Here is a 25,712-nt window from a genome sequence, read left to right as displayed (position 1 = left end):
AATCGGGGCGCCGGCCGGGCGCCCCGAGGGGCAGGGGCCGTTTCAGGGATGTTCGCGGTCGACATCGCTTGCGGATTCAAACTCGTCAAGGGCCATCATGTGGCCGAGCTTGCCGGCCTTGGTCGACAGGTACTGCTCATTGTGGGCATTAAGACCGGTCGTCAGCGGCACCCGCTCGCTGATTTCAATGCCGGCGTTTTGCAGGGCGAGGACCTTGCGCGGGTTGTTGGTCATCAGTCGCAGTCGGGTGATGCCCAGCTGCTCGAGCATCGGAATACAGATGTCGTAGCGGCGCATGTCGGCGTCAAAACCCAGCGCCTCGTTGGCCTCGACCGTATCGGCGCCATCATCCTGAAGGTGATAGGCGCGGATCTTGTTCATGAGCCCGATGCCACGACCTTCCTGGCGCAGGTACAAAAGCGCCCCACGGCCTTCCTCGGCAATGCGCTTGAGCGCGACCTGGAGCTGGTAGCCGCAGTCACAGCGCATCGAAAACAGCGCATCACCGGTCAGGCACTCGGAATGCACTCGACCGAGCACGGGTTCGCCATCGGCCACATCGCCCAGGGTGAGGACAACATGATCCTTGCCGGTCTCGTCATCTTCGAAGCCATGCATGGTAAACGTGGCCCAGGGCATGGGCAGACGAGAACTGGCGATAAATCTGATCGTCACGGTAACCTCATGAAGTGTTGGTAAGCCATTCCATGGCTTCTAAAGATTATCCTGGCAGGGCCGGGTGCATTTATCTATACGTACGCCGCGGCGCCCGGATAACGCTCGAGGCAGGAGCGTAACCCGCCATATTGCACCATGATGGACTCTCCTGCAGCCGTGCCGTCTAAGCTACAATGAGACGACACTTTTCTGCCGGATGACCTTGTCTGCATGACTCTCGAAAATGATCGCTTTTTGCGCGCGCTGGCGCGGCAGGACGTTGACCGCACCCCGGTCTGGATGATGCGCCAGGCCGGCCGCTATCTCCCTGAATATCTCAAGGTTCGCCAGCAGGCGGGCAGCTTCATGGATCTGTGCCGTAATCGGGACATGGCCTGTGACGTGACCCTGCAGCCGCTGGAGCGCTTTGATCTCGATGCGGCCATCCTGTTCTCCGACATCCTCACCATCCCCGATGCGATGGATCTGGGGCTTTACTTCGAACCGGGCGAAGGGCCGATGTTCAAGCGCCCGGTACGCGATGCGGCGGCCATCAATGCGCTCAAGGCCCCCGATGCCGATCGTGATCTCGACTATGTCATGAACGCGGTGTCCACGATTCGCCGCGAGCTCAACGGCCGCGTGCCGCTGATCGGCTTTTCGGGCAGCCCCTGGACGCTGGCCACCTACATGGTGGAAGGCGGTCCCAGCAAGGACTTCCGCCACGTCAAGGGCCTGCTTTATGGCGATCCCGCCGCGCTGCACCAGCTGCTGGATACGCTGGCCACGGCCGTGACCGACTATCTCAACGCCCAGATTCGCGCCGGCGCCCAGGCGGTTCAAATCTTTGACACCTGGGGCGGGGCGCTGTCGACACCGGCCTACAAGGCCTTCTCGCTGGCCTACATGGAGAAGATCGTGCGCGGGCTGATCCGGGAGCATGACGGTCGCCGCGTGCCGGTGATCGTTTTCACCAAAAATGGCGGTCAGTGGCTTGAAAGCATTGCCGACATCGGCGCCGATGGCGTGGGGCTGGACTGGACCACCGAGATGAGCGATGCCCGCGCCCGCGTGGGAGACAAGGTCGCACTGCAGGGCAATCTCGACCCGTCGGCGCTGTTCGGCTCGCCGCAGGTCATTCGCGACGAGGTCGCGCGCATCCTGGAAAGCTACGGCCCGGGCAACGGTCACGTGTTCAATCTGGGCCACGGCATCTCCCAGTTCACGCCGATCGAGAACGTCCAGACCTTCATCGAGGCACTCCATGAACTCAGCCCCCAGTACCACCACGGATAGCACCACCGCTAAAGGCCACGATACGCCCCCCGCTGACCCGAACTGGCCGGGTCAGCTGGTGGTCTTTGACGGCGACTGCCCGCTGTGTCGGCGGGCGGTGCACGCCATTCTGGCCCATGAGGCGCAGCCGATCACGGGGCTGGTGACCCTGCAGTCTTCGCTGGGTCATCAGCTGGGGGCGCACTTCGGTGAGGATGCCGATGATCTGGACAGCATGTGGCTGATTCGTGACGGCGCGCTTCACCGCGACAGCGACGGGCTCTGGCGTACGGCGCAGTCACTGAAGGCGCCCTGGTCGGCCGCAGCCGGCCTGCGCTGGCTGCCCGTGCCGCTGCGTGACGGCGCCTACCAGCTGGTCGGGCGCTACCGTAAACAGCTGGCCACCGACCCGGGCATGAAGGGTGATGTGCAATCACGACTGCTCACGTCACTGACCCGCGCGCAGTGTGAACGTCTTTCGCTGCCAGCCACGCTGGCCGACACCTGATATTGCCACCCGGCCTCATTATGGTGCACCGCTTTGGGCACCGGCGCCATATTGGGGCCATTCGGGCGGCTGTCAGGGCGCAGTCCGGGTATCAAGTGTCCCGAAGGCTTCTCCTTTCTCCTTGAAAAACAGCGCCGTGGCGCTGTTTTTTTACATTCTGGAACACTCCTTGCAATACCGTCATGGACGTCGCAGGCCTACGCCATCGCGGCGCATCATTCAACAACCCGGAGTGTTGCAATGAACATGACAACAAAAAAGCCATGGATTTGGTCGAGTGCAGCAGGGTTGGCGCTGCTGGCCACACTGGGGCCGTCGACCTCTTTTGCGGCCACGCTTGATGATGTGAAAAGCCGCGGTCAGCTGCGCTGCGGGGTCAGCGATGGTCTGGCCGGATTCTCCTCTCCCAATGCTCAGGGGCAGTGGCAGGGCATCGATGTAGACTTCTGTCGCGCCGTGGCCGCGGCCGTGTTCGGCGACCCCGACAAGGTGAGCTTTGCCGCGCTGACAGCCAAGGAGCGCTTTACCGCGCTGCAGTCCGGTGAAGTCGATCTGCTGTCGCGCAACACCACCTGGACGGCCTCGCGCGACAATTCAATGGGCCTGACCTTTGCCGGCGTCACCTTCTATGACGGTCAGGGCATGATGGTGCGCAAGGATCTGGGCGTCTCGAGTGCGAAGGAGCTCGATGGTGCTTCGGTCTGTGTCATCTCGGGGACCACTACCGAGCTCAATCTGGCGGACTATTTCCGCGCCAATGACATGACCTATAACGCGGTCAGCTTTGATGAAACCGATCAGTCGGCAGCCGGCTTTGACAGCGGGCGCTGCGATGTCCTGACCTCGGACTCTTCCCAGCTGGCCGCCCTGCGGCTACAGCTGTCTGATCCGGAAAGCGCCGTGATTCTCCCCGAGCGCATTTCCAAGGAGCCGCTGGGGCCTGCGGTGCGCCAGGGCGACGAGCAGTGGATGAAGGTAGTGCGCTGGACGCTCTACGCCATGCTCAATGCCGAAGAATCCGGCATCAACAGCGACAACATCGACGAAATGCGCGACAGCCCCAAAACGCCGGATGATGCGCGCCTGCTGGGCAAGGACGGCAACTTTGGCGAGCAGATGGGACTGTCCAATGACTGGGCCTATAACATCATCAAGGGCGTGGGCAACTACGGCGAAATCTTTGAGCGCAATGTCGGCATGGATTCGCCGCTGACCCTTGAGCGGGGCGAAAACGCGCTGTGGAACGACGGCGGACTGCAATACGGGATGCCGGTGCGATAAGGCACCAGTGACGCGCGCCATTCGGCGCGCGCTGTCCCTGATGCGGGGTCGGTCGCAGGGGCCGGCCATCATGCCACTGGAGAATTCTGCTCATGTTGCGTCCCTCCGTTTCCATTCCGCGCCGCGGTCGCGGGCCGCTTTGGCGTGACCCGGCGGTGCGGGCCCTTTTCTTTCAGGTGCTATTGCTGGCGATGGTGCTGGGCGCCATTGGTTTTCTAATCCATAACACCATGGCGAACCTGGACGCCCGTGGCATTCGCACCGGGTTTGAGTTTCTTGATCGTCGGGCCGGTTTTCCTGTTTCCCAGACCCTGATCGACTATTCCAGCAACACCAGTACCTATGGGCGCACCTTTCTGGTCGGACTGGCCAATACGCTGCTGGTCTCCGCACTTGGGATTGTCGCCGCCACGATCATCGGATTTCTGGTCGGCCTGGCAAGGCTCTCGCCCAACTGGCTGCTGGCGCGGCTGGCCGGGGCCTACGTCGAGATCTTTCGCAATATTCCGCTGCTGTTACAGATCCTGTTCTGGTACTTCGCGGTGCTGCGCACCCTGCCCTCGCCGCGTCAAAGCCTCTCGCTGCTGGACAGTTTTTATCTCAACGTGCGCGGACTGATCATGCCGGCCCCCGAGGCGCAGGCCGGCTTCATGGCAACACCGCTGGCTCTGGCCGCAGCGGTGGTGGGTGTGATCGCGCTGGTGATCATCGCGCGTCGGCGCCAGGCAGCGACCGGACAGCAGTGGCCGGTACTGCCCCTGAGTCTTTTGCTGTTGATCGGTCTGCCGCTGGCAACGTTCTGGATGACCGGTGCGCCGCTTGAGTGGTCGACCCCTGAGCTTTCCGGCTTCAATTTTCGCGGCGGCATGCAGGTGTTGCCGGAGCTGGTGGCGCTGTGGCTGGCGCTTTCCATCTATACCGCAGCCTTTATTGCCGAGACCGTGCGCTCGGGCATTCAGTCGGTGCCGCACGGTCAGACCGAGGCGGCGCGCTCGCTGTCGCTGCCCGGCAGACTGACCATGCGCCGGATCGTCATTCCCCAGGCCATGCGGGTGATGGTGCCGCAGGTGACCAATCAGTATCTCAATTTGATCAAGAACTCATCATTGGCCACGGCCATTGGCTATCCCGATCTGGTGGCGGTCTTTGCCGGCACCACGCTCAACCAGACCGGGCAGGCCATCGAGGTCATGACCATGACGATGCTGGTTTATCTGAGCATCTCGCTGATCGTGTCAGCGCTCATGAATCTCTACAACGCGCGCATGTCGCTCAAGGAGCGTTGAGATGTCTGCCATTGCTCGTGATACCGACGAGTCGCTCATCGCGTCACGCCCGCCGCCCACGCCGCAGGGCGGGGTAATGTACTGGCTGCGCACGCGGCTCTTTTCAGGGCCGGTCAACAGCGTGGTGTCGATCGTGACGCTTTTGCTGATTGTGCGGCTGGTCTGGCCGGTGATCGACTGGGCGCTGATTCAGGCCGACTGGGTGGGCAGTTCGCGCGCAGACTGCACCAGTGAGGGCGCCTGCTGGGTGTTTATCTCCACGCGCTGGAGCCAGATCGTCTATGGCTTCTACCCGCTGGCCGAGCGCTGGCGAGTGGATATTGTGCTGGGGCTTTTCTTCGCATTGATCGCCTGGCTTGTAATACCGCGCCTGCCGGGCAAGAAATCGGTGGCGCTGATGGGGCTGGTGGGTCTGCCAATCATCGCCTGGGTGCTGCTGCTGGGTGGCATGTTCGGCCTGCCTCATGTGCCGACCCGCGCCTGGGGCGGTTTGATGCTGACGCTGACCATTGCCGCGGTCGGTATCGTGGGTTCGCTGCCGCTGGGCGTCGTGCTGGCGCTGGGGCGACGCTCGAAGATGCCGCTGGTACGTGCGGTCTGCGTGATCTTTATCGAGTTCTGGCGCGGGGTGCCGCTGATTACGGTGCTGTTCATGTCCTCGGTGATGCTGCCGCTGTTTGTGCCGGCCAACGTGGAGTTCGACAAGCTGTTGCGGGCGCTGATCGGCATCATGCTGTTCTGGAGCGCCTACATGGCGGAAGTGGTGCGCAGCGGGCTGCAGGCCATCGACAAGGGGCAGGGCGAGGCGGGTGCGGCACTGGGACTGGGCTACTGGCTGCGAATGCGCCTGATCATTCTGCCCCAGGCGCTCAAGCTGGTAATCCCGGGCATCGTCAATACGTTCATTGCGCTGTTCAAGGACACCTCACTGGTGCTGATCATCGGCCTTTTTGACGTGCTGTCGATCATTCAGGCGGGGCTGACCGACAGTGACTGGCTGGGTTTTGCCATCGAGGGCTATGTCTTCGCCGCACTGGTGTTCTGGGTATTCTGCTTTGGCATGTCGCGCTATAGCCAGAGCCTCGAGCGGCGTCTCCATACCGGCCATTAACGCTAACAACAATCACCATCAGCACGACATGGGCGTGTCGTGTCTCAGGAGTGTCTGTCATGAACGATACCCAGCAAGGGGCGGCCACCGCGAGGGAAGCTACCCCCATGGTGTCGATATCGCGTCTGAACAAGTGGTATGGCGATTTTCACGTCCTGCGTGATATCGACCTGACCGTGGCCCGCGGCGAGCGCATCGTCATCTGTGGGCCGTCGGGGTCAGGCAAGTCGACCCTGATTCGCTGCATCAACCATCTGGAGGCGCACCAGCAGGGCGAGATCGTGGTCAACGGCATTCCCATGACCAACGACGTCAAACGCATCGAACAGATCCGGCGCAATGTCGGCATGGTCTTTCAGCACTTCAATCTCTTCCCACATCTGACGGTACTGGAAAACTGTTGTCTCTCACCCATCTGGGTGCAGAAAAAGCCGCGCCGCGAGGCCGAAAAAAGCGCGATGGAGTATCTGGAGCGGGTGCGCATTGCCAACCAGGCCCACAAGTACCCGGGCCAGCTCTCCGGCGGTCAGCAGCAGCGCGTCGCGATTGCGCGGGCGCTGTGTATGCATCCGGAAGTGATGCTCTTTGATGAGCCCACCTCGGCGCTGGACCCGGAGATGATCAAGGAGGTGCTCGATGTCATGATCGAGCTGGCCCATGAAGGCATGACCATGCTGTGCGTGACCCACGAGATGGGCTTCGCCCGCACCGTGGCCGACCGGGTGATCTTCATGGATGAGGGACAGATCGTGGAATCGGCTGCGCCCGAGACCTTTTTCAACGAGCCGCGCTCATCGCGCACGCAGGAATTTCTGGGTCAGATTCTGGGGCACTAGACCGGTTTTCTACGCAGGCTCTGGCGCGTTCTCTGTCGGTCCAGACGCCTGCCTGACCGGTTTTTTAAATTCGTTTACTCCTTGAGGCTCCAATCTTCTCAAGCCCGGGTCCTTGCGCGTCGTTAATCAGGAATCCTTCCGATTCATGACGTCATCAAGAGGCCTTGTGCATGCGACGCTCCATCGGTACTCGTATTCAGTTGATCTGTATTGCTCTGGTTATCACGGCACTGGCCGGCACCGGTGCCACCATCTATTTCGCCAGCCGTACCGCACAGCTACAGGAATTGCGTCACAACATGGCAGTGCTGGGCAATAGCGGCGCCGATGCCATCGGACAATGGTTTGAAATCCGGCGCGGGATCGTGGAATCCATCGCCCATCATCTGGATGAAGGCGATGTGATGGCCGGTCTGGTCAAGGGCAACGAAGCCGGTGGGCTCCTGGCCACCTATGTGGCCTGGCAGGATGGCCGCACGCTCTTTTCCGATCAGTGGGAGGCGCCCTCCGACTATGTCGCCAGCGAGCGCGAGTGGTATCAAAAGGCCGTGGCCGCCGGTCATACCATCATGACCGAGCCCTACATTGATGCCACCTCCGGTGGGCTGGTGCTCTCCTTTGCCACGCCTGTCATGGACGGGGGCCGCACCACCGGGGTGGTGGCCGCCGACGCTGTCATCACCCAGGTCAGCGCCCAGACGCTGAAAATTCACCCGACGCCTTCAAGCTTTGTCTTTATCACCGATGGTAATGGCCGGATCGTCGTGCATGCAGACGCCAAACGCATTCTCAAACCCGCCACCGAGCTGTCGCCGGCACTGAGTGCTGCGGCATTGATCGACATGGGGCGTCGCGACGTGCTGACCGATGTCAGCATCAATGATCACGACTACCTGATCTCGGCCACGCCCATTCCGGGGGTGGACTGGCAGCTCAATATCGCCACTGACCGCAGCGAGGCGCTGGCAGGACTTGTCTCGATTCGTAATACCACGCTGGCGGCGCTGGTGATCAGTACGCTGGTAGCAGCACTTGTGCTGTGGATGGCGCTCAAGCCGGTGCTGGCCCGCCTGCGTCGGGCGCGCGAGGCGATGGAGAATGTGGCCAGCGGTGAAGGGGATCTGACCCGGCGTCTGCCGGTCGAGGGCAGCGACGAGATCTCCGCCATCGCAACCGCCTTTAACGCCTTTGCCGATCGCATGAATGACACCCTGGTCGAGATTCGCGATGCCTCAAGCCAGGTTCAGAGCGCGGCCGGTGAAATCTCCTCGGGCGGGCACGACCTTTCAAGGCGTACCGAAACCACCGCAGCCAGTCTGGAAGAGTCGGCCGCTGCCATGGAGGAGCTGACCAGCACCGTCGAGCATTCGGCGACCTCAACGAAGGAAGCCAACGGTCTGGCCCACGAAACCGCCAGCATGGCCCGCAGTGGCGGTGAGCAGATGAGCAGCGTGGTGGCGACCATGTCGCGCATTCGCGAGACGTCGGGAAAGATCGAATCGATTGTCGATGTCATCGATGGCATCGCCTTTCAGACCAATTTGCTGGCACTCAACGCCTCGGTCGAGGCGGCGCGGGCCGGCGAGCAGGGTCGCGGGTTTGCGGTCGTGGCCCAGGAGGTGCGCAACCTGGCCAACCGCAGCGCACAGGCGGCCACGGACATCAAGACGTTGATCACTACCTCAAGCCGTGAAACCACCAGCGGTGCCGAGCTGGTCGATGCCGCCAGTCAGGCGATGGGAGAAATTGTTGAGCGGGTCGGGCGGGTCAGTACGTTCATTGATGAGCTCAGCCGCGCCACCAGTGAGCAGTCCACCGGCATCGGCCAGGTCAATCAGGCGATCACCCAGCTTGATGACATGACCCAGCAAAACGCCGCGCTGGTCGAACAGTCCGCGGCGGCGGCCGAGTCGCTCAGCCAGCAGGCCCAGCGACTGGCGACCACGGTGGGCGCGTTCAAACTGCGCGAGCGCGGTATTCGCTGAGCGCGATGGCAGTTTCTTCGCAGCCCCGTCACGGTGAACCCGTGCCGGGGCGTTTCCGTGTTGGTCTGTCATGTCGGGCGCTATCGCCTTAATAACTGAAGAGGGAGCCACCAGGGGTCAAGTCGGGCGTCGCTGGCGCCGTTATGACGGGATAGCCGGCCTGTGCCGCTTTTCTGTCAACAAGAGAGACAACCCAGTGCTGACATCCATTCGTACCCGCATTCTGGTGTTCTGTCTGGCGATCGTGCTGCTGGCACTGACGCTGACCGGCATCGCGACCTACCAGGTCACCAGCCGTTATAACACCGAGGCCATCAGCCGTTCCCAGGCCGAAGTGGCTGAAGGCTATACCATGGCGATCAGCGACTGGAGCAACGCCAAAAAGGCCGTGGTGGAAGCCACCGGACGCCAGGCGCTGACCGAGGATGCCCTGTCGCGCTTTATTCTGGCCGCTGATGCCGGCGACATGATCACGGTCTATGCCGGCTTCAATGATAATCGCTATATCACCAGCGATGTGGACTGGGATATTCCGCCGACCTATCAGCCGACCCAGCGACCCTGGTATCAGCAGGCCCTGGCGGCCGGACACACCATTGCCACGCTGCCCTACATGGATGCCTCTTCCGGCAAGCTGGTGGTGTCGTTTGCCTCGCCCATCGTGCGTGATGGCCAAACGCTTGGCGTGATCAGCTCCGATGTGGCCATGGACAGGGTCATCGAGACCGTTAACGCCATTGATCCCACGCCCCACAGCCACGCCTTCATGGTCAATAGCGACGGCATCATGATTGCCCACGCTGACAAGTCATTGATCCTCAAGCCGGCCACCGAACTGGATGCCAGCCTGACCCCTGCGGCACTGGCGCAGATGAGCGGCACTGAAGCGCTGCGTGATGTCACTCTGCGCGGACAGGACATGCTGGTGTCGGCGGTGCCGATCGAAGACACCAACTGGACGCTGGTCATGGCGCTGGATCGCAAGGAAGCCATGGCCGGGATGGTGAGCCTGGTCAAGACCACCGTCATTGCGCTGGTGGTGGTGGGCATCATCGCGGCCCTGCTGATATGGGCACTGCTGACGCCGATCTTCCGGCGCATGCACGAGGTGCGTGATGCGATGCGCGATGTCAGCGAAGGGGAGGGTGATCTGACCCAGCGACTGCCGCTGTCGACACGCGATGATGAGGTCAACCAGATTGCCCGCTCGTTCAACCGTTTCGTGGAACGCATCGATCACGTCATGCGCGACGTGCGCGACAGCAGCGAGAACGTGCGCATGGCGTCTTCCGAGATTTCGACCGGCAGCATGGATCTGTCACGCCGCACCGAGACCACGGCAGCAAGCCTTGAGCAGTCGGCCGCGGCCATGGAGCAGTTGACCAGCACGGTGGCCAACTCGACCGAATCCTCGCGGCATGCCGCACAGCTTACCGCGCAGGCCACGCAGTCGGCCGAGGAGGGTGGGCAGGTGATGACCGAGGTGGTGGGCACCATGCGCGACATCAGTACCTCGTCGAGTGAAATGGCCAATATTATCGGGGTCATCGACTCGATCGCCTTCCAGACCAATCTGCTGGCGCTTAATGCCTCCGTGGAGGCCGCCCGTGCCGGCGAGCAGGGCCGTGGCTTTGCGGTCGTGGCTGCCGAGGTACGAACGCTGGCCAACCGCAGCACCCAGGCCGCTCAGGATATCAAAAAGCTCATCGATGACTCGGTGGCAAAAACTGCCAACGGTCAGACGCTGGTGCAAAGGGCCGGCGAACGCATGGAGGACATCGTGAGCCAGATCAAACGGGTCAACGGCCTGATCAGCGAGGTCACGACGGCGGCCAATGAGCAGAGCACCGGCATCTCTCAGGTCAACCAGGCGGTCACGCAGCTTGATCAGATGACCCAGGAAAACGCCGCACTGGTGGAGGAATCGGCCGCTGCCTCGGATTCGCTCTCTCAGGAGGCGCAGCGCCTGACGCAGATCATTGGTGTCTTCCGACTCAGTGAACGTGCGCCCTCGTAAAGACACTGCCCGACAGGTGAATAACGGTCCTTCGGGGCCGTTATTGCCCTTAATCTCATGCGTGGCGTCGGCCCGCTCTTGCAATCCATGGTGATGCATCATGATGCAGTTCAAGTCCATTCGTACCTTTGTCACCATCACGGCAGGCGCCTGTCTGCTGGCGGTGGTCATCGTGCTGGTGCTGTATTCACTGGTCGCCATGACCCGCGCCCAGCAGCAAACGGCCAGCCGTACTCAGGCGCAGCTCGAGCAGTCCATTGAGGCGCGCCTGCAGGCGCTGGGGAAGGCACAGGCCGGCGAGATCAGCGTGCAGCTTGACCGGGCAATGCAGCTGGCCGAGGAACTGGCCCAGACCAACGCCATGATGGCCCGTGGCAGTGATGGTGCCGCTACGCTCTCCATCGATCGCCGCGATATGTCGCGCATCGTGCGCCAGCGGGTGATCGACAATCCCGAGCTGCTGGATGCCTTTGTTGGCTGGGAGCCCAACGCCTTTGACAATGACGCCGACTACCAGGGCCAGACGATGCTGGGCTACGGTGACAACGGGCGCTTCATGCCCTGGTGGTATCGCACCGAAAGCGGCGGTGTCGACGTGCTGGCGCTGGGCGACACCATGGAGAGCACGGCGGCCCAGCCCAACGGCATCCGGGAAGGCGAGTACTATCTGTGCCCGCGCGAAACAGGGCGCTCCTGCGTGATCGACCCGGCGCCCTATGACTACAACGGGCAAAGCATTCTGGTGACCTCGTTCAATGCCCCCATCATGGTCAATGGCCGGTTCATGGGCAGCGCGGGTGTGGATCTGTCGCTGGCCTTCATTCAGGGCATGCTCGTGGATGCCAACCAGGCCCTCTATGACGGGGCGGGCAGCATCGCGCTGGTGTCGGCCAACGGCACTATCGTGGGCTATTCCGGTAACGCACAGAGCCCGGGCCGGCCGGCCGGAGCGCTGTTCGATGACGCCACGGCCCGGCAGCTGACCGGCGGGTTGGACCACGCCGTCATGACGTCAAACGGCGATGATCTGAGCCTGCAGCTGCCGGTGACGATCGGTGACCAGGCCCGCTGGCAGCTGCTGCTGCGCGTGCCCAAAAGCGCCGTCTACGCCGAATTCAACGCGCTGCAAAACGAGCTGGCGGATCAGCAGCGCAGTGCTTTGATCACCATGGCGCTGGTGGGCATTTTGATCAGCGCACTGGGGCTGGGTGCCATCTGGCTGGTTGGGCGTCGCATTGCCCGGCCGCTGAAAACCCTGGCCGAGCGCATGCGCCAGATTGCCAACGGCGACGGTGACCTGACCCAGCGCCTGCCGGTGATGGGCCGCGATGAGCCGGCGCAGCTGGCCGAAGCCTTCAACAGCTTTGTCGAGCGCATGGAGACCGTTTTGATCGATATTCGCGACTCGAGCCATTCGGTGCAGCTGGCGGCCGCCGAAATCTCTTCAGGCAGTCATGATCTGTCCCGCCGTACCGAGCATACGGCGGCCAATCTGGAAGAGTCCGCCGCTGCCATGGAGGAGCTGACCAGCACCGTCGAGCATTCGGCGCACTCCTCGAAAGAGGCCAACGGTCTGGCCCATGAGGCGGCCGATGTGGCCCGCCACGGCGGTGATCAGATGCAAAGCGTGGTCGCGACGATGTCGCGCATTCGCGAGACCTCGGGGAAAATCGAATCGATCGTCGATGTCATCGATGGCATCGCCTTCCAGACCAATCTGCTGGCGCTCAATGCGTCGGTCGAGGCCGCCCGTGCCGGCGAGCACGGCCGTGGCTTTGCGGTCGTGGCCGAAGAGGTCCGGGGCCTTGCCAACCGCAGCGCCCAGGCCGCGCGGGACATCAAGGCCTTGATCACGACCTCAAGTACCGAGACGGTCAACGGCGCCGAGCTGGTGGATGCTGCCAGCCAGGCGATGAATGATATCGTCGAGCGGGTCGGGCGGGTCAGCACGGTGATTGACGAACTCAGTCGCGCCACCGGGGAGCAGTCCACCGGCATCGGCCAGGTCAACCAGGCGATTACCCAGCTCGATGACATGACCCAGCAAAACGCCGCGCTGGTCGAACAGTCGGCAGCGGCGGCCGAATCGCTGAGTCAGCAGGCGCAGCGGCTGGCCACCACGGTCGGTGCCTTCCGGCTGTGCGAACGCGCTCCGTCCTGATGGATGAGTGCATTGTTTTGAAGCCCCCCGACGGGTCGACCGTTCGGGGGGCTTTTCATAGGCTGGCTGTCACGGCGCTGAAAACGGCTGCGACCTTGGTCGATTTTGATCAAGGTTAATCTTTCCGGGCCGTTATCAAGTTTACAGGCACGAATGGTGGCGCTGATCTTCACCTGCCGGGCCGGTATACCCAGAAGGTCTTTATCAGCCTTTGACAGCCATGGTGAGCCATCATGTTGCAGTTCAGATCCATTCGTCATTTTGTCACCGTCACCGCTGGCGCCTGCCTGCTGGCGGTGGTGGTCGTGCTGGTGCTGTATTCGTTGATGACCATGACACGCACCCAGCAGCAAGCGGCCAGTCGTACCGAAACGCAGCTCAGCGAGTCCATTCAGGCCCGCCTGCAGGCGCTGGGCGAGGCTCAGGCCAGCGATATCAGCGCGCGTCTTGACCGTGCCCTGCAAACCGCCACCGAGCTTGCCAATACCAATGCCATGATGGCGCAGCCGGCCACGGGGCAGGCGCTGCTGCCGATCGACCGGCAGGTGATGTCCAATATCGTGCGTCAGCGGGTCATCGATAATCCTGACTTTCTCGATGCGTTTATCGGCTGGGAGCCCAACGCCTTCGATAATGACGCCGACTATCAGGGTCAGAACATACCGGGATATGGCGAGGATGGTCGCTTCATGCCCTGGTGGTATCGCACCGAAAACGGCAGCATCGAGGTGCTGGCGCTGGGCGAGGGGATGGAAAGCGAAACCGTGATGGATAGCGGCATCCGCGAAGGCGAGTATTATCTGTGCACCCGCGAGACCGGGCGCCCCTGTGTGACTGACCCGCACCCCTATGACTACAACGGCCAGACCCTGCTGGTCACCTCGTTTAACGTGCCGATCATGGTGAACGGCGTGTTCCGCGGCAGTGCCGGCGTGGACCTGTCGCTGGATTTCATCCAGAGCGTGCTCAATGATGCCAACCAGGGGCTTTATCAGGGCGTGGGCAGCATCGCGCTGGTATCGGACGCCGGCACCATCGTGGGGTACACGGGGGATGCGGCCAGTCCGAGCCGGCCGGCCAGTCAGTTCTTTGATGCCGACACTGCCCGGCAGCTGGTCAGTGGCGGCGATCGCTCGATCATGACCACGACCGGTGAGAACCTGACACTGCAGCTGCCGGTGGCTATCGGCGATGCCACCCGCTGGCAGCTGATGCTGCGGGTGCCCAAAAGCGCGGTCTATGCCGACTTCAACGCGTTGCAAAACGAGCTGGCGGACCAGCAGCGTCAGGCGCTTGTTACCATGGCACTGGTCGGGCTTCTGGTCAGCGCCCTGGGATTGGCGGCCATCTGGATGGTCGGCCGTCGGATCGCCCGACCGCTTAAACTGCTGGCCGAGCGCATGCGCCAGATTGCCAACGGCGACGGTGACCTGACCCAGCGCCTGCCGGTGATGGGCCGGGACGAGCCGGCACAGCTGGCCGAGGCTTTCAACAGCTTTGTCGATCGCATGGAAACGGTACTGATCGACATACGGGATTCGAGCCATTCGGTACAGCTGGCGGCGGCCGAGATTTCGGCCGGCGGTCATGATCTCTCCCGGCGCACCGAAAATACCGCGGCCAACCTGGAAGAGTCCGCCGCGGCCATGGAGGAGCTGACCAGCACCGTCGAGCATTCGGCGACCTCCACGAAGGAGGCCAATGGTCTGGCCCATGAGGCGGCCGACGTGGCCCGTCGCGGTGGGGAGCAGATGCACGATGTGGTCGCGACCATGGCGCGCATTCGCGAGACCTCAGGGAAAATCGGCTCGATCGTGGATGTCATCGACGGCATCGCTTTTCAGACCAATCTGCTGGCGCTCAATGCCTCGGTCGAGGCCGCCCGCGCGGGCGAGCACGGTCGCGGCTTTGCGGTGGTGGCCGAAGAAGTGCGGGGGCTTGCCAATCGCAGCGCCCAGGCCGCGCGGGATATCAAGGCGCTGATCACGACCTCCAGTCATGAGACGGTCAATGGCGCGGAGCTGGTGAATGCCACCAGCCAGGCGATGGGGGAGATTGTCGAGCGGGTCGGGCGGGTCAGCACGGTGATCGAGGAGTTAAGCCGCGCCACCAACGAGCAGTCCACCGGGATCGGTCAGGTCAACCAGGCGATCACTCAGCTTGATGACATGACGCAGCAGAACGCCGCACTGGTCGAGGAGTCGGCCGCGGCGGCCGAATCCCTCAACCAGCAGGCCCAGCACCTGGCGACCACGGTGGGGGCGTTCCGGCTGAGCCATTAAGCACTGCACGTTACGGATCAAGGGGCCACACGTCGGTGTGGCCCCTTTTTATTGGCCTCGATTCATCAGGCGCAATGAAGGCGCGTCCGTGCCGTGACGCCTGCGGGCGCAGTGTCTAGAATAGGCCCCCTTACCCACTGCAAATGCGACCCATTGTCAGGGAGTTCTCCAACGTGTCCAGCAAGTTTGCTACCACCGAAGTCCTGAGCGTTCATCACTGGAACGATTCGCTGTTCAGCTTTCGCACCACCCGCGAGGACAGCCTGCGCTTTAAAAACGGCCAGTTCGTGATGATCGGGCTTGAGGTCGACGGCAAGCCGCTGACGCGTGCCTACTCGATCGCCAGCCCCAACTGGGAAGAGCATCTGGAGTTTTTCTCGATCAAGGTGCAGGACGGTCCGCTGACCTCAAGGCTTCAGCACCTTCAGGTCGGCGACTCGCTGCTGGTCAGCCGCAAGCCGACCGGCACGCTGGTGCTCGATGACCTCAAGGAAGGGCGCCATCTCTACATGCTCTCCACCGGCACGGGTCTGGCGCCGTTTTTGAGTCTGATTCAGGACCCGGAAGCCTACGAGCGCTTTGACAAGGTGATCCTGATCCACGGCGTGCGCACTGTCAGCGAGCTGGCCTATCAGGAGTTCATCACGCGGGATCTGCCCGAGCACGAGCTGCTCGGTGAGGAGATCAGCGAGAAACTGATCTACTATCCGACCGTGACGCGCGAGGACTTCCATACCATGGGGCGTCTGACCGACCACATCCGCTCCGGCAAGCTGGCCGCCGATATCGGCCTGCCGCAGCTCGACCCCGAGCACGACCGCGCCATGATCTGCGGCAGCCCGGCGATGCTCGAGGAGAGCAGCCAGGTGCTTAACGAGCTCGGCTTTACCATCTCGCCGCGCATGGGCGAGCCGGGCGACTACGTGATCGAGCGCGCCTTTGTCGAAAAATAGTACCGGGGTCGAGAAGTAATACCGGGATCACGAAGCAGCCCGGAAACGTCATGCCAAAGGCGCCGGCATCGTGTCCGGCGCCTTTTTGTGGTCTGAAGAAGAAGCATTGCCGGCAGCATTCGGTAAAAACGAATGAGAAAAGGTAATTATTGCGCTTCACAATCGATTTGATGGGCCTGTAGAGTCACGCCATTCGCTGCTTCAGCGTCATTTTCTCAGGACCACGTCATGTCAAAAGCACTGATTCTCAAATCCAGCATTCTTGGTGAACACTCCCAGTCCAGCCAGCTGGCGGACTATCTGGGGGATCGGTTTGAAAGCCGCCACGGCGCCGGCAGCGTTACCGTTCGCGACCTGGCCGCCACGCCGGTTGAGGTACTGGACGCCGAGCTGATGGCGGCCCTGCGCGGCAGCGTGGCCGAGCCGACCCCGGCCCAGCAGGACGCGCTGGCGCTGTCGGACACGCTGGTCGAGGAGCTCAAGGACCACGACACCATCGTGATCACCGCGCCGATGTATAACTTCAACATCCCGACCCAGCTCAAGACCTGGTGTGATTTCGTGGCCCGTGCCGGTGTCACCTTTCGCTACACCGCGCAGGGTCCGGAAGGCTTTATCACCGGCAAGCGGGTGATCGTGCTGACCACGCGTGGCGGGCTGCACCGTGATACGGATCACGATCTGGTTACTCCGTACCTGCGCACCTTCCTGGGCTTTCTGGGCATGACCGACATCGACTTTGTCTATGCCGAGGGCCTGGGGATGGGTGAAGAGGCCATCAGCACTGCACAGACCTCTGCCCGCGCCGAGATCGACGCGCTGTCGCTGTAAAAGGCGCTGTCAGTCAAAAGAAAAAACCCGCCGATCGGCGGGTTTTTTCATGTCCGTACCCCGGGGGTTAGACAGCGTCCTGACCGGTTTCGCCGGTACGGATACGGATGACCTGCTCAAGCGGGGCCACGAAGATCTTGCCGTCACCGATCTTGCCGGTGTTGGCCACCGAGGTGATGGCCTCGATGATCTGATCGACCATGGCATCGTCTACCGCCACCTCGATCTTGACCTTGGGGAGGAAGTCGACCACGTACTCGGCGCCGCGGTACAGCTCGGTATGGCCTTTCTGACGACCGAATCCCTTGACCTCGGTCACGGTGATCCCCTGAACGCCAACCTCGGAGAGTGACTCGCGTACGTCGTCGAGCTTGAAGGGTTTGATGATGGCAGATACCAGTTTCATCTTTCGTGTCCTCACCTGATCGTCATGGAATGGGTAGGGTCGCTGCCCTGTGGTTAAAGCATACAGTGCCGCCTACCGGTTGAAAAAACATGATTGCCACCCGGCTTAAGGTGTCGCGGCATGTCGGCATGAATGCTTGAGTCATATGTCCTGTCCGGTGCATGAAAAGGGCACCCTCGCGGGGTGCCCGAAACGGTGCGAATCGGACGGGCGAGCGCCTAGCGCTTGCCGCCGGTGAATTCAGGATAGGCTTCCAGTCCGCATTCAGCGACATCCACGCCTTCATACTCTTCTTCTTCGCTGACGCGCACGCCCATGACGGCCTTGATGGCCAGCCATACGACAAGGCTTGCTCCGAAAGTCCAGATGAAGATGGTCGCCATGCCCAGAAGCTGGGCACCAAAGCCGGCATCGCCGTCGGTCAGCGGCACGGCCAGAAGGCCCCAAATGCCGACGACACCGTGCACTGAAATGGCGCCTACCGGGTCATCGATGCGCAGCTTGTCCAGCGCCACGATGGCAAACACCACCAGTACACCGCCCACGGCGCCGACCAGGGTGGCGGCCAGAATGCTCGGGGCAGAGGGGCCGGCGGTAATGGCCACAAGACCTGCCAGCGCGCCGTTGAGGCCCATGGTGAGGTCGGCCTTGCGAAACCACAGGCGGGCCAGAATCAGTGCCGCGATCACACCGCCGCTGGCGGCAGCATTGGTGTTGGCAAAGACCTGAGCCACGGCGTTGGCACTGCTGATGTCAGAGAGCTTGAGCTCCGAGCCGCCGTTAAAACCCAGCCAGCCCAGCCACAGGATAAACGTGCCCAGCGTGGCCAGCGGCATGTTGGCACCGGGGATGGCGTTAATGGCACCGTTTTTGCCGTATTTGCCCTTGCGGGGGCCCAGCACCAGCACGCCGGCAAATGCGGCGGCAGCGCCACACAGGTGCACGATGCCGGAGCCGGCGTAATCGCTGAAGCCGGCCTCATCCAGAAAGCCGCCGCCCCAGGACCAGTAGGCCTGAACCGGATAAATCAGCCCGGTCATGAACACTGCAAACAGCAGAAAGGACCAGAGCTTCATGCGCTCGGCCACGGCCCCGGAGACGATCGACATGGCGGTGGCCACGAACACGACCTGAAAGAAGAAGTCCGAGCGCGCGGCGTAATAGGTGTCGCCACCGCTTGCCAGCACGCCATCGGCGCTGTTTTCGGCACCGATCAGAAAGCCGAAATCGGGCAGGATGCTGCCGCCATCGCCGAGATAGACAATGTGATAGCCGATGAGCATGTACATGGTGCAGGCAATGGCAAACAGCGCCATGTTCTTGGTCAGAATCTCGGTGGTGTTCTTGGCCCGGACCAGACCGGCCTCCAGCATCGAGAAGCCGGCGGCCATCCACAGCACCAGCGCACCGCAGATCAAAAAATAAAAGGTATCCAGTGCATACTGCACTTCTACAAGTTCGTTCATGTGTTTATATCCTTGCAGCCGGGGTCTGGAGGGCGTCAGTGCCACACGCGCCGGTATGAATACGAATGACATCAGGTGATGTCATGGAAGGATTCCCCTCACCGATCCGGTAGCGGTTCCCCTGAACGCCGTGATCGGTCAGGGCGTCGCGCACGTCATCAGGCTGATTGACGCTTGTCATTACATGGCAGGCAATGTGCCATCGTCATTGGAATGCTTTAAAAACAGATAGTTATTATGGATTTCCTGCTTGGGTAAGTTCCTGTAAGCACCACAATTGCGCAGAAAAGGGGCCGGTATGCACTAAAATGGCATGGCTGTCGTTCAGATATGCCCGCTTTTGGTGCGCTGCTGTTTTTAGGCGTTTCGGCGCCATGTTGCGTATCCTGTAGGCAGGTATTGTCGGCATGCATACTCGGGTGCGGTGCGGCCGACCCTCTCATTTCGGGAACGCAGACAATTAGAGGAAGGGCAGACATGGCAAAGCACGATATTTTTGGACGACTGGCGCAACAGGTTGGCGAGCGGCTGCAGGACGTCTCCCGCGGCCCTGAAGAGATCCAGCGCACGGTACAAAGTGCCATGCGCAGCGCCTTTGACCGCATGGAGCTGGTCTCGCGCGAGGACTTCGATGTCATGATGGAGGTGCTGCAGCGCACCCGTTCACGTGTCGAAGATCTCGAAAAGCAGGTCACCCGACTCGAAGCCGCGCTCGATGAACGTGATGGCAAATCAAACGCTGCGGTCACACCTTCAGAGATGAGCGCCGCGGCCGCCCCCGGTGGCGCAGACACGGCCGCCGAAGCCGAGCGTCTGGCCGGTGAGCATGACGCGCCGGCAGCGGCGGTCGATTCAACCGCTGAGGCCACCGACACGCCGGCGACCGGCACTGGCAAGGCCACCTCCGGCGCGGCGGCCTCAAAGCCTGCCGGCAAGTCCACCCGGGGCAGCGGCAAGCGCGCCTCCGGTGCCGATGACCAGAGCGGTCAGGGCACGGCGGACTGATTTCTCCCGGCCAGCACGATTTTCCAGCACCGCCATCCGGCGGTGCTGTTGTATCCGGGTGACGCTGTCTCGATCAGGGCAAAAGGTAGCCTGCGCTGGCGTCGCATGACCGCCAGGGGCTCGACGCGCCGCCCGCAAATGAAGTAAAACCCTCCCCACGACACATCTTAAGGTCCGTGACAGCTTCGCGGGCATTGTCATGGTGCGTGCCAGTAGTCGTGAAGGTGATCCGTAGGGGCGCCCAGCGGCGGGGCGCGTACGCATCAGGAGTGGTTTTTATGTCTCACCCTCACGGGCAGGCCCTGCCCGAACTGACCCTGCGCGGCATCGTGCTGGGCGCACTGATTACCGTTGTCTTCACCGCCTCCAATGTTTATCTCGGGCTCAAGGTTGGGCTGACCTTTGCCTCCTCGATTCCGGCGGCCGTCATCTCCATGGCGGTGCTGCGCTACTGCCGCAACGCCAATATTCTCGAAAACAACATGGTGCAGACCCAGGCCTCGGCAGCCGGCACGCTCTCGGCGATTATCTTCGTGCTGCCAGGGCTTTTAATGATCGGCTTCTGGGCCGGCTTCCCGTTCTGGCAGGCGTTTTCGATCTGCGCCATCGGCGGCATTCTGGGCGTGCTCTACACCATTCCGCTGCGCCGGGTCATGGTGGTGCAAAGCACGCTGCCCTATCCGGAAGGCGTGGCGGCGGCCGAGATCCTGAAAGTCGGCGAGGGCCCTTCTGAAGCGGGCCGGGGGACCGGCGCCGGGGACATCGCTCTGGGCGGCGTGGTCGCCGCACTCTTTACGCTGCTGGCCAGCGGTTTTCGCCTGCTCGCCGACAGCATCAGTCTGTGGTTCAGCGCCGGGCGCGCCGCCTTTCAGCTCTCGACCGGCTTTTCGCTGGCGCTGGTCGGGGCGGGCTATCTGGTCGGGATCGTCGGTGGCATGGCGCTTTTGACCGGGCTGGTGATCGCCTGGGGCGTGGCGGTGCCGTGGCTGACCCTGACCACCGCCCAGGCGCCGGGGCAGTCACTGAGCGAGCTGGGCATGGCGCTGTGGTCCAGTGAGGTGCGCTTCATGGGGGCCGGCACCATCGCCATTGCCGCGCTCTGGACGCTGGCGACGCTGTCGAAGTCGCTGGTTCAGGGGCTCAAGCACGCGCTGGCCTCGTCTGCCCGGCCGGATAAAAGCGACATCGATCGTACCGACCGGGACCTGCCGGGCGTGTGGATTCTGAGCCTGGCCGGGGTATTACTGGTCGCGCTGGTGGCCGTCTTTGCCGTGTTCATTCAGGACAACGCGCCGGGGCTCTCCTCAATGGCCTTCTGGTCGCTGATTATCGGCTGCGTGCTCTTTGCCTTTGTCTTCGGCTTTTTGATCGCGGCGGCGTGTGGCTACATGGCCGGTCTGGTGGGCTCTTCCAGCAGCCCCATTTCAGGCATCGGCATTATCGCGGTGATTCTGGTCTCGCTTCTGATCCTGGCGCTTTCCGGCATCAGCACCGACATTGCCGGCGCCGCCGGCGGTCAGCTCGCCGTGGGCTTGGCGCTGTTTACCACCTCGGTGATTCTGGCCATCGCCGCCATCTCCAATGACAACCTGCAGGATCTGAAAACCGGTTACCTGGTCGGCGCCACGCCCTGGCGTCAGCAGCTGGTGCTGATCATCGGCTGTGTGGTGGGCGCGCTGATCATTCCGCCGGTGCTGACGCTTTTATACAACGCCTACGGCTTTACCGGCGCCCTGCCGCGCGAAGGCATGGACCCCGCCCAGGCGCTCGCCGCGCCGCAGGCCACGCTGATGTCGCAGATCGCCAGCGGCATCTTCAATCGTGACCTTAATACCCACATGCTGCTGATCGGCGTGGCGCTGGGGGCGGTACTGATCTTGGTGGACGAGCTGCTGCGCCGCCGCGGCGGCGTGGCCCGTCTGCCGGTGCTGGCGGTGGGGCTCGGTATCTATCTGCCGCCGAGCGTGAACATGCCGCTGGTGGTCGGCGCGGTGCTGTCATGGGTCGTGGCCCGTCGCCTGAGCCGGACAGATGCCTCAACGCGCGAGCGCGTGCAGCAGCGCGGCGTGCTGCTCTCCTCGGGATTGATCGTGGGGGAAAGCCTGATGGGCGTGTTGATGGCCGGCGTGATCGGCTTTACCGGCAGCGAGGCGCCGCTGGCGCTGGTCGGCAGCGACTTTGCATCCACCGCGCAGTGGCTGGGGCTGGGCGTCTTTACCGCGGTCTGTGTGGCCTTTTATCGGCGCATCATGGCGGCGCGGTCGTAATCGCCGACGGCGGTCATGGCAGCGCTGCGTCGTGTAACGCGCGGCGCTGTCATGTGACCGGGCCCCTGCTGGCGGTTTGCTTATCGCAGCCTTATTGCGTCAGGACAGTGTCATGAGACTTCTGGATCATGCGCCGTTCGCTCGTCCGCTATCCTGTGTGGGCCGTGTCCGATCACAAGAGTTCTGAAACATGTTTCATCTGATGGCTGCCCTGCCCTGGTGCGTTGTTGTTCTTCGCTATCTTTTGCCGCTGACGGCGCCGCTGTGGATCAAGCTGGCGCTGGCACTGGTGCTGCTGGTCGTGGCCGAGCAGCACCTGATCAGCCGCTGGGTCACGGGCTCGATCTTCTCGCCCGAGATTCCCAGGCCCCTGTCGATGGTGGCCAACGCCCTGTTCGGGGCGCTGATTCTGCTGGCCGTTTTTCAGCTGCTGATGGATCTGGTGATGCTCATGACCATGCTGATCAAACAGCAGCGCCTGGCCGCGCCGGACACGGTGCGCTACGTCATCGCGGTGGTGGCCCTGGGGCTTGGCATTGTGGGCGTGCAGCAGGCCGCGCGCGTACCGCCGGTCAAGGACATCGAGATCGCAATTCCCGGGCTGGCCCCGCAGTTCGAGGGCTACCGGATCGTCCATCTCACCGATCTGCACATCAGCGGGCTGTTCCCCGAGGCCTGGACACGCGCCGTGGTCGAGCGCACCAATACGCTGGATGCCGACGCCATTTTGATCACGGGTGATCTGATGGACGGCACGCTGGACAACCGCCGTGACGATGTCGCCCCGCTGGCCAATCTCCGCGCGCGCGATGGGGTGTTCGTCAGCCCCGGCAACCACGAATACTATTTCGGCTATGAGCAGTGGATGCAGCACTACGTGAGCCTGGGCATGACCCGGCTGTCCAATGCTCATGCCCTGATCGAGCGTGACGGTGCGCGTCTGGCCGTGGCCGGCGTCAACGACCCGGCCGGCACCAGCCGTGGCCTGCCCGGCCCCGACGTGGCGGCCGCCATCGAAGGCATCCCTTCCGACGTGCCGATCATCCTGCTGGATCACCAGCCCAAAAATGCCCGGGAGGCGGCGAGCGAAGGCGTGGCGCTGCAGCTCTCCGGCCACACCCATGGCGGCATGATTATCGGCATGGACCGGATCGTGGCACGCGCCAACAACGGTTTCGTCTCCGGGCGCTACGACGTCGATGGCATGACGCTCTATGTCAGCAACGGCACGGCGCTGTGGATGGGCTTTGCCCTGCGCCTGGGCAAGCCCTCGGAGCTGACCCGCATTACCCTGCACGCGCAATAAACCCGCATCGGCCCGCCACGCCTCGATCCGGTGGCGGGGCATGTGATTGGCATAACGCCGCTCAGCGCTGGCAATGGGGCGGTATCGATTTCACAATGATCGTCTGATGTAGCGCCGACACCCGCATGACAGGCCCGCCCGCCCGGTTGGCCGATATTCCCGCCGCTTTTCAAGGCATCGATGCCCGGCTCATGGCGTGCGGTTGCCGACCTGCCGGAAACACGTTGATGATTCAGCCCCGCGGGGCGGCCGGTGGCCGCCTCGACGGGGCGATGTTGCGGAGAGTGATTGTCATGACGACCTGGTACCAGACCCTTGAAATGCAGCCCGCCGACAGCCCCGAGCGAGAAGGCTTTATCGCCCGTCTTGAAGGCATCGTGGGCCGGGAATTTGTGCTCAGTGACGAAGTCGGCACCCGACGCTATCGCACCGGCTTTCGCTTTGGTACCGGCCGGGCACTGGCCGTGGTGCGCCCGGGCACGCTGCAGGAGCAGTGGCAGGTGTTTAAGGCGTGCATGGCCACCGATCGCATCGTGATCACCCAGGCGGCCAATACCGGCCTGACCGGCGGTTCGACCCCGGACGGCGATGACTACGACCGCGAGATCGTGATCGTCAGCACGCTGCGCATGAACATCATTCAGCCCATCGACGAAGGACGTCAGGTCATCTGCTTACCCGGCGCCACGCTGGATCAGCTGGAAAAGACGCTGGCCCCCATGGGGCGCGAACCGCACTCGGTGATCGGCTCGTCCTGCATCGGCGCCTCGGTGTTTGGCGGCGTGTGTAACAACTCAGGCGGCTCGCTGATCAAGCGCGGGCCGGCCTACACCGAAATGGCGCTTTATGCGCGCATGAACGAGGCCGGTGAGCTCGAGCTGGTCAATCATCTGGGCGTGCGACTCGGCGATGACCCAGACACCGTGCTTGAGCGCCTGCAGCGCGGCGACTACCGCGAATCCGATATCGACAAGAGCGACGCGGTGGCGTCTGATCCGGACTACAAGCAGCACGTGCGCGATATCGACGCCGACACCCCGGCGCGCTTCAATGCCGACCCGCGTCGGCTGCATGAGGCCGCGGGCTCGGCCGGCCGGCTGATGGTGTTCGCCCTGCGGCTGGATACCTTCGAGCAGGAGAAAAACCCGAAGGTGTTCTATATCGGCACCAACGCGCCTGCCGAGCTGACCGACCTGCGCCGGCAGATTCTCGCCGACTTTGAGACGCTGCCGATTGCCGGCGAGTACATGCATCGCGACGCCTACGACATTGCCAAACACTACGGCAAGGACACCTTTCTCACCATCCAGTACTTTGGCACCCACCGCCTGCCGGCGCTGTGGGATCGCAAGAACCGCATCGACGATTTTTGTAATCGGCTGCGCTTTCTACCCGACTACGTCACTGACCGCGTGCTGCAAAAAATCGGCCGCCTCTTCCCTGATCACCTGCCAAAGCGCATGAACGACTACCGCGACCGCTTCGAGCACCATCTGCTGCTCAAGGTCGGCGAGGAGAACGTCGCGCGTACTCGGGCGCTGCTGGATGAGCACTTCGCCACGCGCGAAGGCGAGTATTTCGAATGCAGCGATGAAGAAGGCAAAAAGGCCTTTCTGCACCGCTTTGCCGCGGCCGGCGCCGCCGGGCGCTATCGCATCATTCACGATGACGAGGTCGAGGACATCGTCGCCCTCGATGTGGCGTTAAAGCGCAACGAGCGCGACTGGCTGGAAGTCCTGCCGGATGACGTGGATGCGTCGATGATCCACAAGCTCTATTACGGCCACTTCTTCTGTCACGTGATGCATCAGGACTACATCGTTAGAAAGGGCACCGACTGCCTGGCACTCGAACACCGCATGTGGGCACTGCTGGACGCTCGCGGCGCCGAATACCCGGCCGAACACAACGTGGGCCACCTGTATAAAGCCAAGCCGGCCCTGCGGAAGTTTTATCAAACGCTCGACCCTTGCAACTGCTTCAACCCCGGCATCGGCCAGACCAGCAAGCAGCGCCACTGGGGCGAGCACGAGGCGAAAGCGCCCGCATCCTCCTGATTAAAGATCATCGCCGGCATGG

At 62.5% G+C, this 25,712-nt stretch carries 19 protein-coding genes; 16 read left to right on the top strand and 3 right to left on the bottom strand.

Annotated elements, in window-relative coordinates; genetic code table 11:
- Window positions 1-42 precede the first annotated feature (42 nt).
- On the bottom strand, window positions 43-675 hold the full coding sequence (ribA, locus tag C8D72_RS15140; RefSeq protein ID WP_115855288.1) for a GTP cyclohydrolase II: 633 nt from the start codon (window positions 673-675) through the stop codon (window positions 43-45).
- A 213-nt stretch (window positions 676-888) separates the two neighbouring features.
- On the opposite strand from ribA, the gene hemE reads away from it, so the two are divergent.
- The 12 genes from hemE to C8D72_RS15080 all read left to right on the top strand — a co-directional run bounded on the left by hemE (window position 889) and on the right by C8D72_RS15080 (window position 17,183).
- The gene (gene hemE / locus C8D72_RS15135) at window positions 889-1,953 is read left to right on the top strand and encodes a uroporphyrinogen decarboxylase (RefSeq protein WP_115855287.1); all 1,065 of its coding nucleotides are present in this window, start codon (window positions 889-891) and stop codon (window positions 1,951-1,953) included.
- Window positions 1,922-2,440 carry a thiol-disulfide oxidoreductase DCC family protein gene (locus tag C8D72_RS15130; RefSeq protein ID WP_115855286.1) on the top strand — a complete coding sequence of 173 codons (519 nt, stop codon included), beginning with the start codon at window positions 1,922-1,924 and terminating at the stop codon, window positions 2,438-2,440. The genes hemE and C8D72_RS15130 overlap by 32 nt, the downstream gene beginning before the upstream one ends.
- Before the next feature lie 246 nt (window positions 2,441-2,686).
- Complete coding sequence (locus C8D72_RS15125; protein WP_115855426.1) at window positions 2,687-3,721, top strand: amino acid ABC transporter substrate-binding protein; 1,035 nt, start codon at window positions 2,687-2,689, stop codon at window positions 3,719-3,721.
- Between the two features lie 92 nt (window positions 3,722-3,813).
- Window positions 3,814-5,007: an amino acid ABC transporter permease gene (locus tag C8D72_RS15120; RefSeq protein ID WP_115855285.1), complete on the top strand. Its 1,194-nt coding sequence runs from the start codon at window positions 3,814-3,816 to the stop codon at window positions 5,005-5,007.
- A 1-nt stretch (window position 5,008) separates the two neighbouring features.
- Window positions 5,009-6,118: an amino acid ABC transporter permease gene (locus C8D72_RS15115; protein WP_115855284.1), complete on the top strand. Its 1,110-nt coding sequence runs from the start codon at window positions 5,009-5,011 to the stop codon at window positions 6,116-6,118.
- A gap of 107 nt (window positions 6,119-6,225) precedes the next feature.
- Window positions 6,226-6,954, top strand: coding sequence for an amino acid ABC transporter ATP-binding protein (locus C8D72_RS15110; RefSeq protein WP_115855425.1), 729 nt, complete (start codon window positions 6,226-6,228; stop codon window positions 6,952-6,954).
- Between the two features lie 170 nt (window positions 6,955-7,124).
- Window positions 7,125-8,939: a methyl-accepting chemotaxis protein gene (locus C8D72_RS15105; protein ID WP_115855283.1), complete on the top strand. Its 1,815-nt coding sequence runs from the start codon at window positions 7,125-7,127 to the stop codon at window positions 8,937-8,939.
- Window positions 8,940-9,135: 196 nt separating this feature from the next.
- A complete protein-coding gene (locus C8D72_RS15100) occupies window positions 9,136-10,956 on the top strand; it encodes a methyl-accepting chemotaxis protein (protein ID WP_115855282.1) in 1,821 nt (606 codons plus the stop codon).
- A 100-nt stretch (window positions 10,957-11,056) separates the two neighbouring features.
- Window positions 11,057-13,117, top strand: coding sequence for a methyl-accepting chemotaxis protein (locus tag C8D72_RS15095; protein WP_342768077.1), 2,061 nt, complete (start codon window positions 11,057-11,059; stop codon window positions 13,115-13,117).
- 233 nt (window positions 13,118-13,350) lie between these two features.
- The gene (locus C8D72_RS15090) at window positions 13,351-15,399 is read left to right on the top strand and encodes a methyl-accepting chemotaxis protein (protein ID WP_115855281.1); all 2,049 of its coding nucleotides are present in this window, start codon (window positions 13,351-13,353) and stop codon (window positions 15,397-15,399) included.
- A gap of 173 nt (window positions 15,400-15,572) precedes the next feature.
- The gene (locus C8D72_RS15085) at window positions 15,573-16,352 is read left to right on the top strand and encodes a ferredoxin--NADP reductase (RefSeq protein ID WP_245955289.1); all 780 of its coding nucleotides are present in this window, start codon (window positions 15,573-15,575) and stop codon (window positions 16,350-16,352) included.
- A gap of 228 nt (window positions 16,353-16,580) precedes the next feature.
- Complete coding sequence (locus tag C8D72_RS15080) at window positions 16,581-17,183, top strand: FMN-dependent NADH-azoreductase (protein WP_115855279.1); 603 nt, start codon at window positions 16,581-16,583, stop codon at window positions 17,181-17,183.
- Window positions 17,184-17,250: 67 nt separating this feature from the next.
- Here C8D72_RS15080 and glnK read toward each other — a convergent pair whose 3' ends face one another.
- The gene (gene glnK / locus C8D72_RS15075) at window positions 17,251-17,589 is read right to left on the bottom strand and encodes a P-II family nitrogen regulator (RefSeq protein WP_086621444.1); all 339 of its coding nucleotides are present in this window, start codon (window positions 17,587-17,589) and stop codon (window positions 17,251-17,253) included.
- A 218-nt stretch (window positions 17,590-17,807) separates the two neighbouring features.
- The gene (locus C8D72_RS15070) at window positions 17,808-19,055 is read right to left on the bottom strand and encodes an ammonium transporter (RefSeq protein ID WP_115855278.1); all 1,248 of its coding nucleotides are present in this window, start codon (window positions 19,053-19,055) and stop codon (window positions 17,808-17,810) included.
- 477 nt (window positions 19,056-19,532) lie between these two features.
- Here C8D72_RS15070 and C8D72_RS17800 point away from each other — a divergent pair, with 477 nt between their 5' ends.
- From C8D72_RS17800 to dld, 4 genes are all read left to right on the top strand, one after another.
- Window positions 19,533-20,060 carry an accessory factor UbiK family protein gene (locus tag C8D72_RS17800; protein ID WP_115855277.1) on the top strand — a complete coding sequence of 176 codons (528 nt, stop codon included), beginning with the start codon at window positions 19,533-19,535 and terminating at the stop codon, window positions 20,058-20,060.
- Between the two features lie 278 nt (window positions 20,061-20,338).
- Complete coding sequence (locus C8D72_RS15060) at window positions 20,339-22,327, top strand: OPT family oligopeptide transporter (RefSeq protein WP_115855276.1); 1,989 nt, start codon at window positions 20,339-20,341, stop codon at window positions 22,325-22,327.
- 190 nt (window positions 22,328-22,517) lie between these two features.
- Window positions 22,518-23,633, top strand: coding sequence for a metallophosphoesterase (locus C8D72_RS15055; RefSeq protein WP_115855275.1), 1,116 nt, complete (start codon window positions 22,518-22,520; stop codon window positions 23,631-23,633).
- Window positions 23,634-23,926: 293 nt separating this feature from the next.
- Window positions 23,927-25,690: a D-lactate dehydrogenase gene (dld, locus tag C8D72_RS15050; protein WP_115855423.1), complete on the top strand. Its 1,764-nt coding sequence runs from the start codon at window positions 23,927-23,929 to the stop codon at window positions 25,688-25,690.
- Window positions 25,691-25,712: the final 22 nt, after the last annotated feature.

It is taken from the genome of Kushneria indalinina DSM 14324, from assembly GCF_003385845.1.
Lineage (GTDB): Bacteria > Pseudomonadota > Gammaproteobacteria > Pseudomonadales > Halomonadaceae > Kushneria > Kushneria indalinina.
The sequence above is the reverse complement of the archived record's forward strand: the minus strand, read 5'-3'. Positions and strand labels throughout refer to the sequence as shown.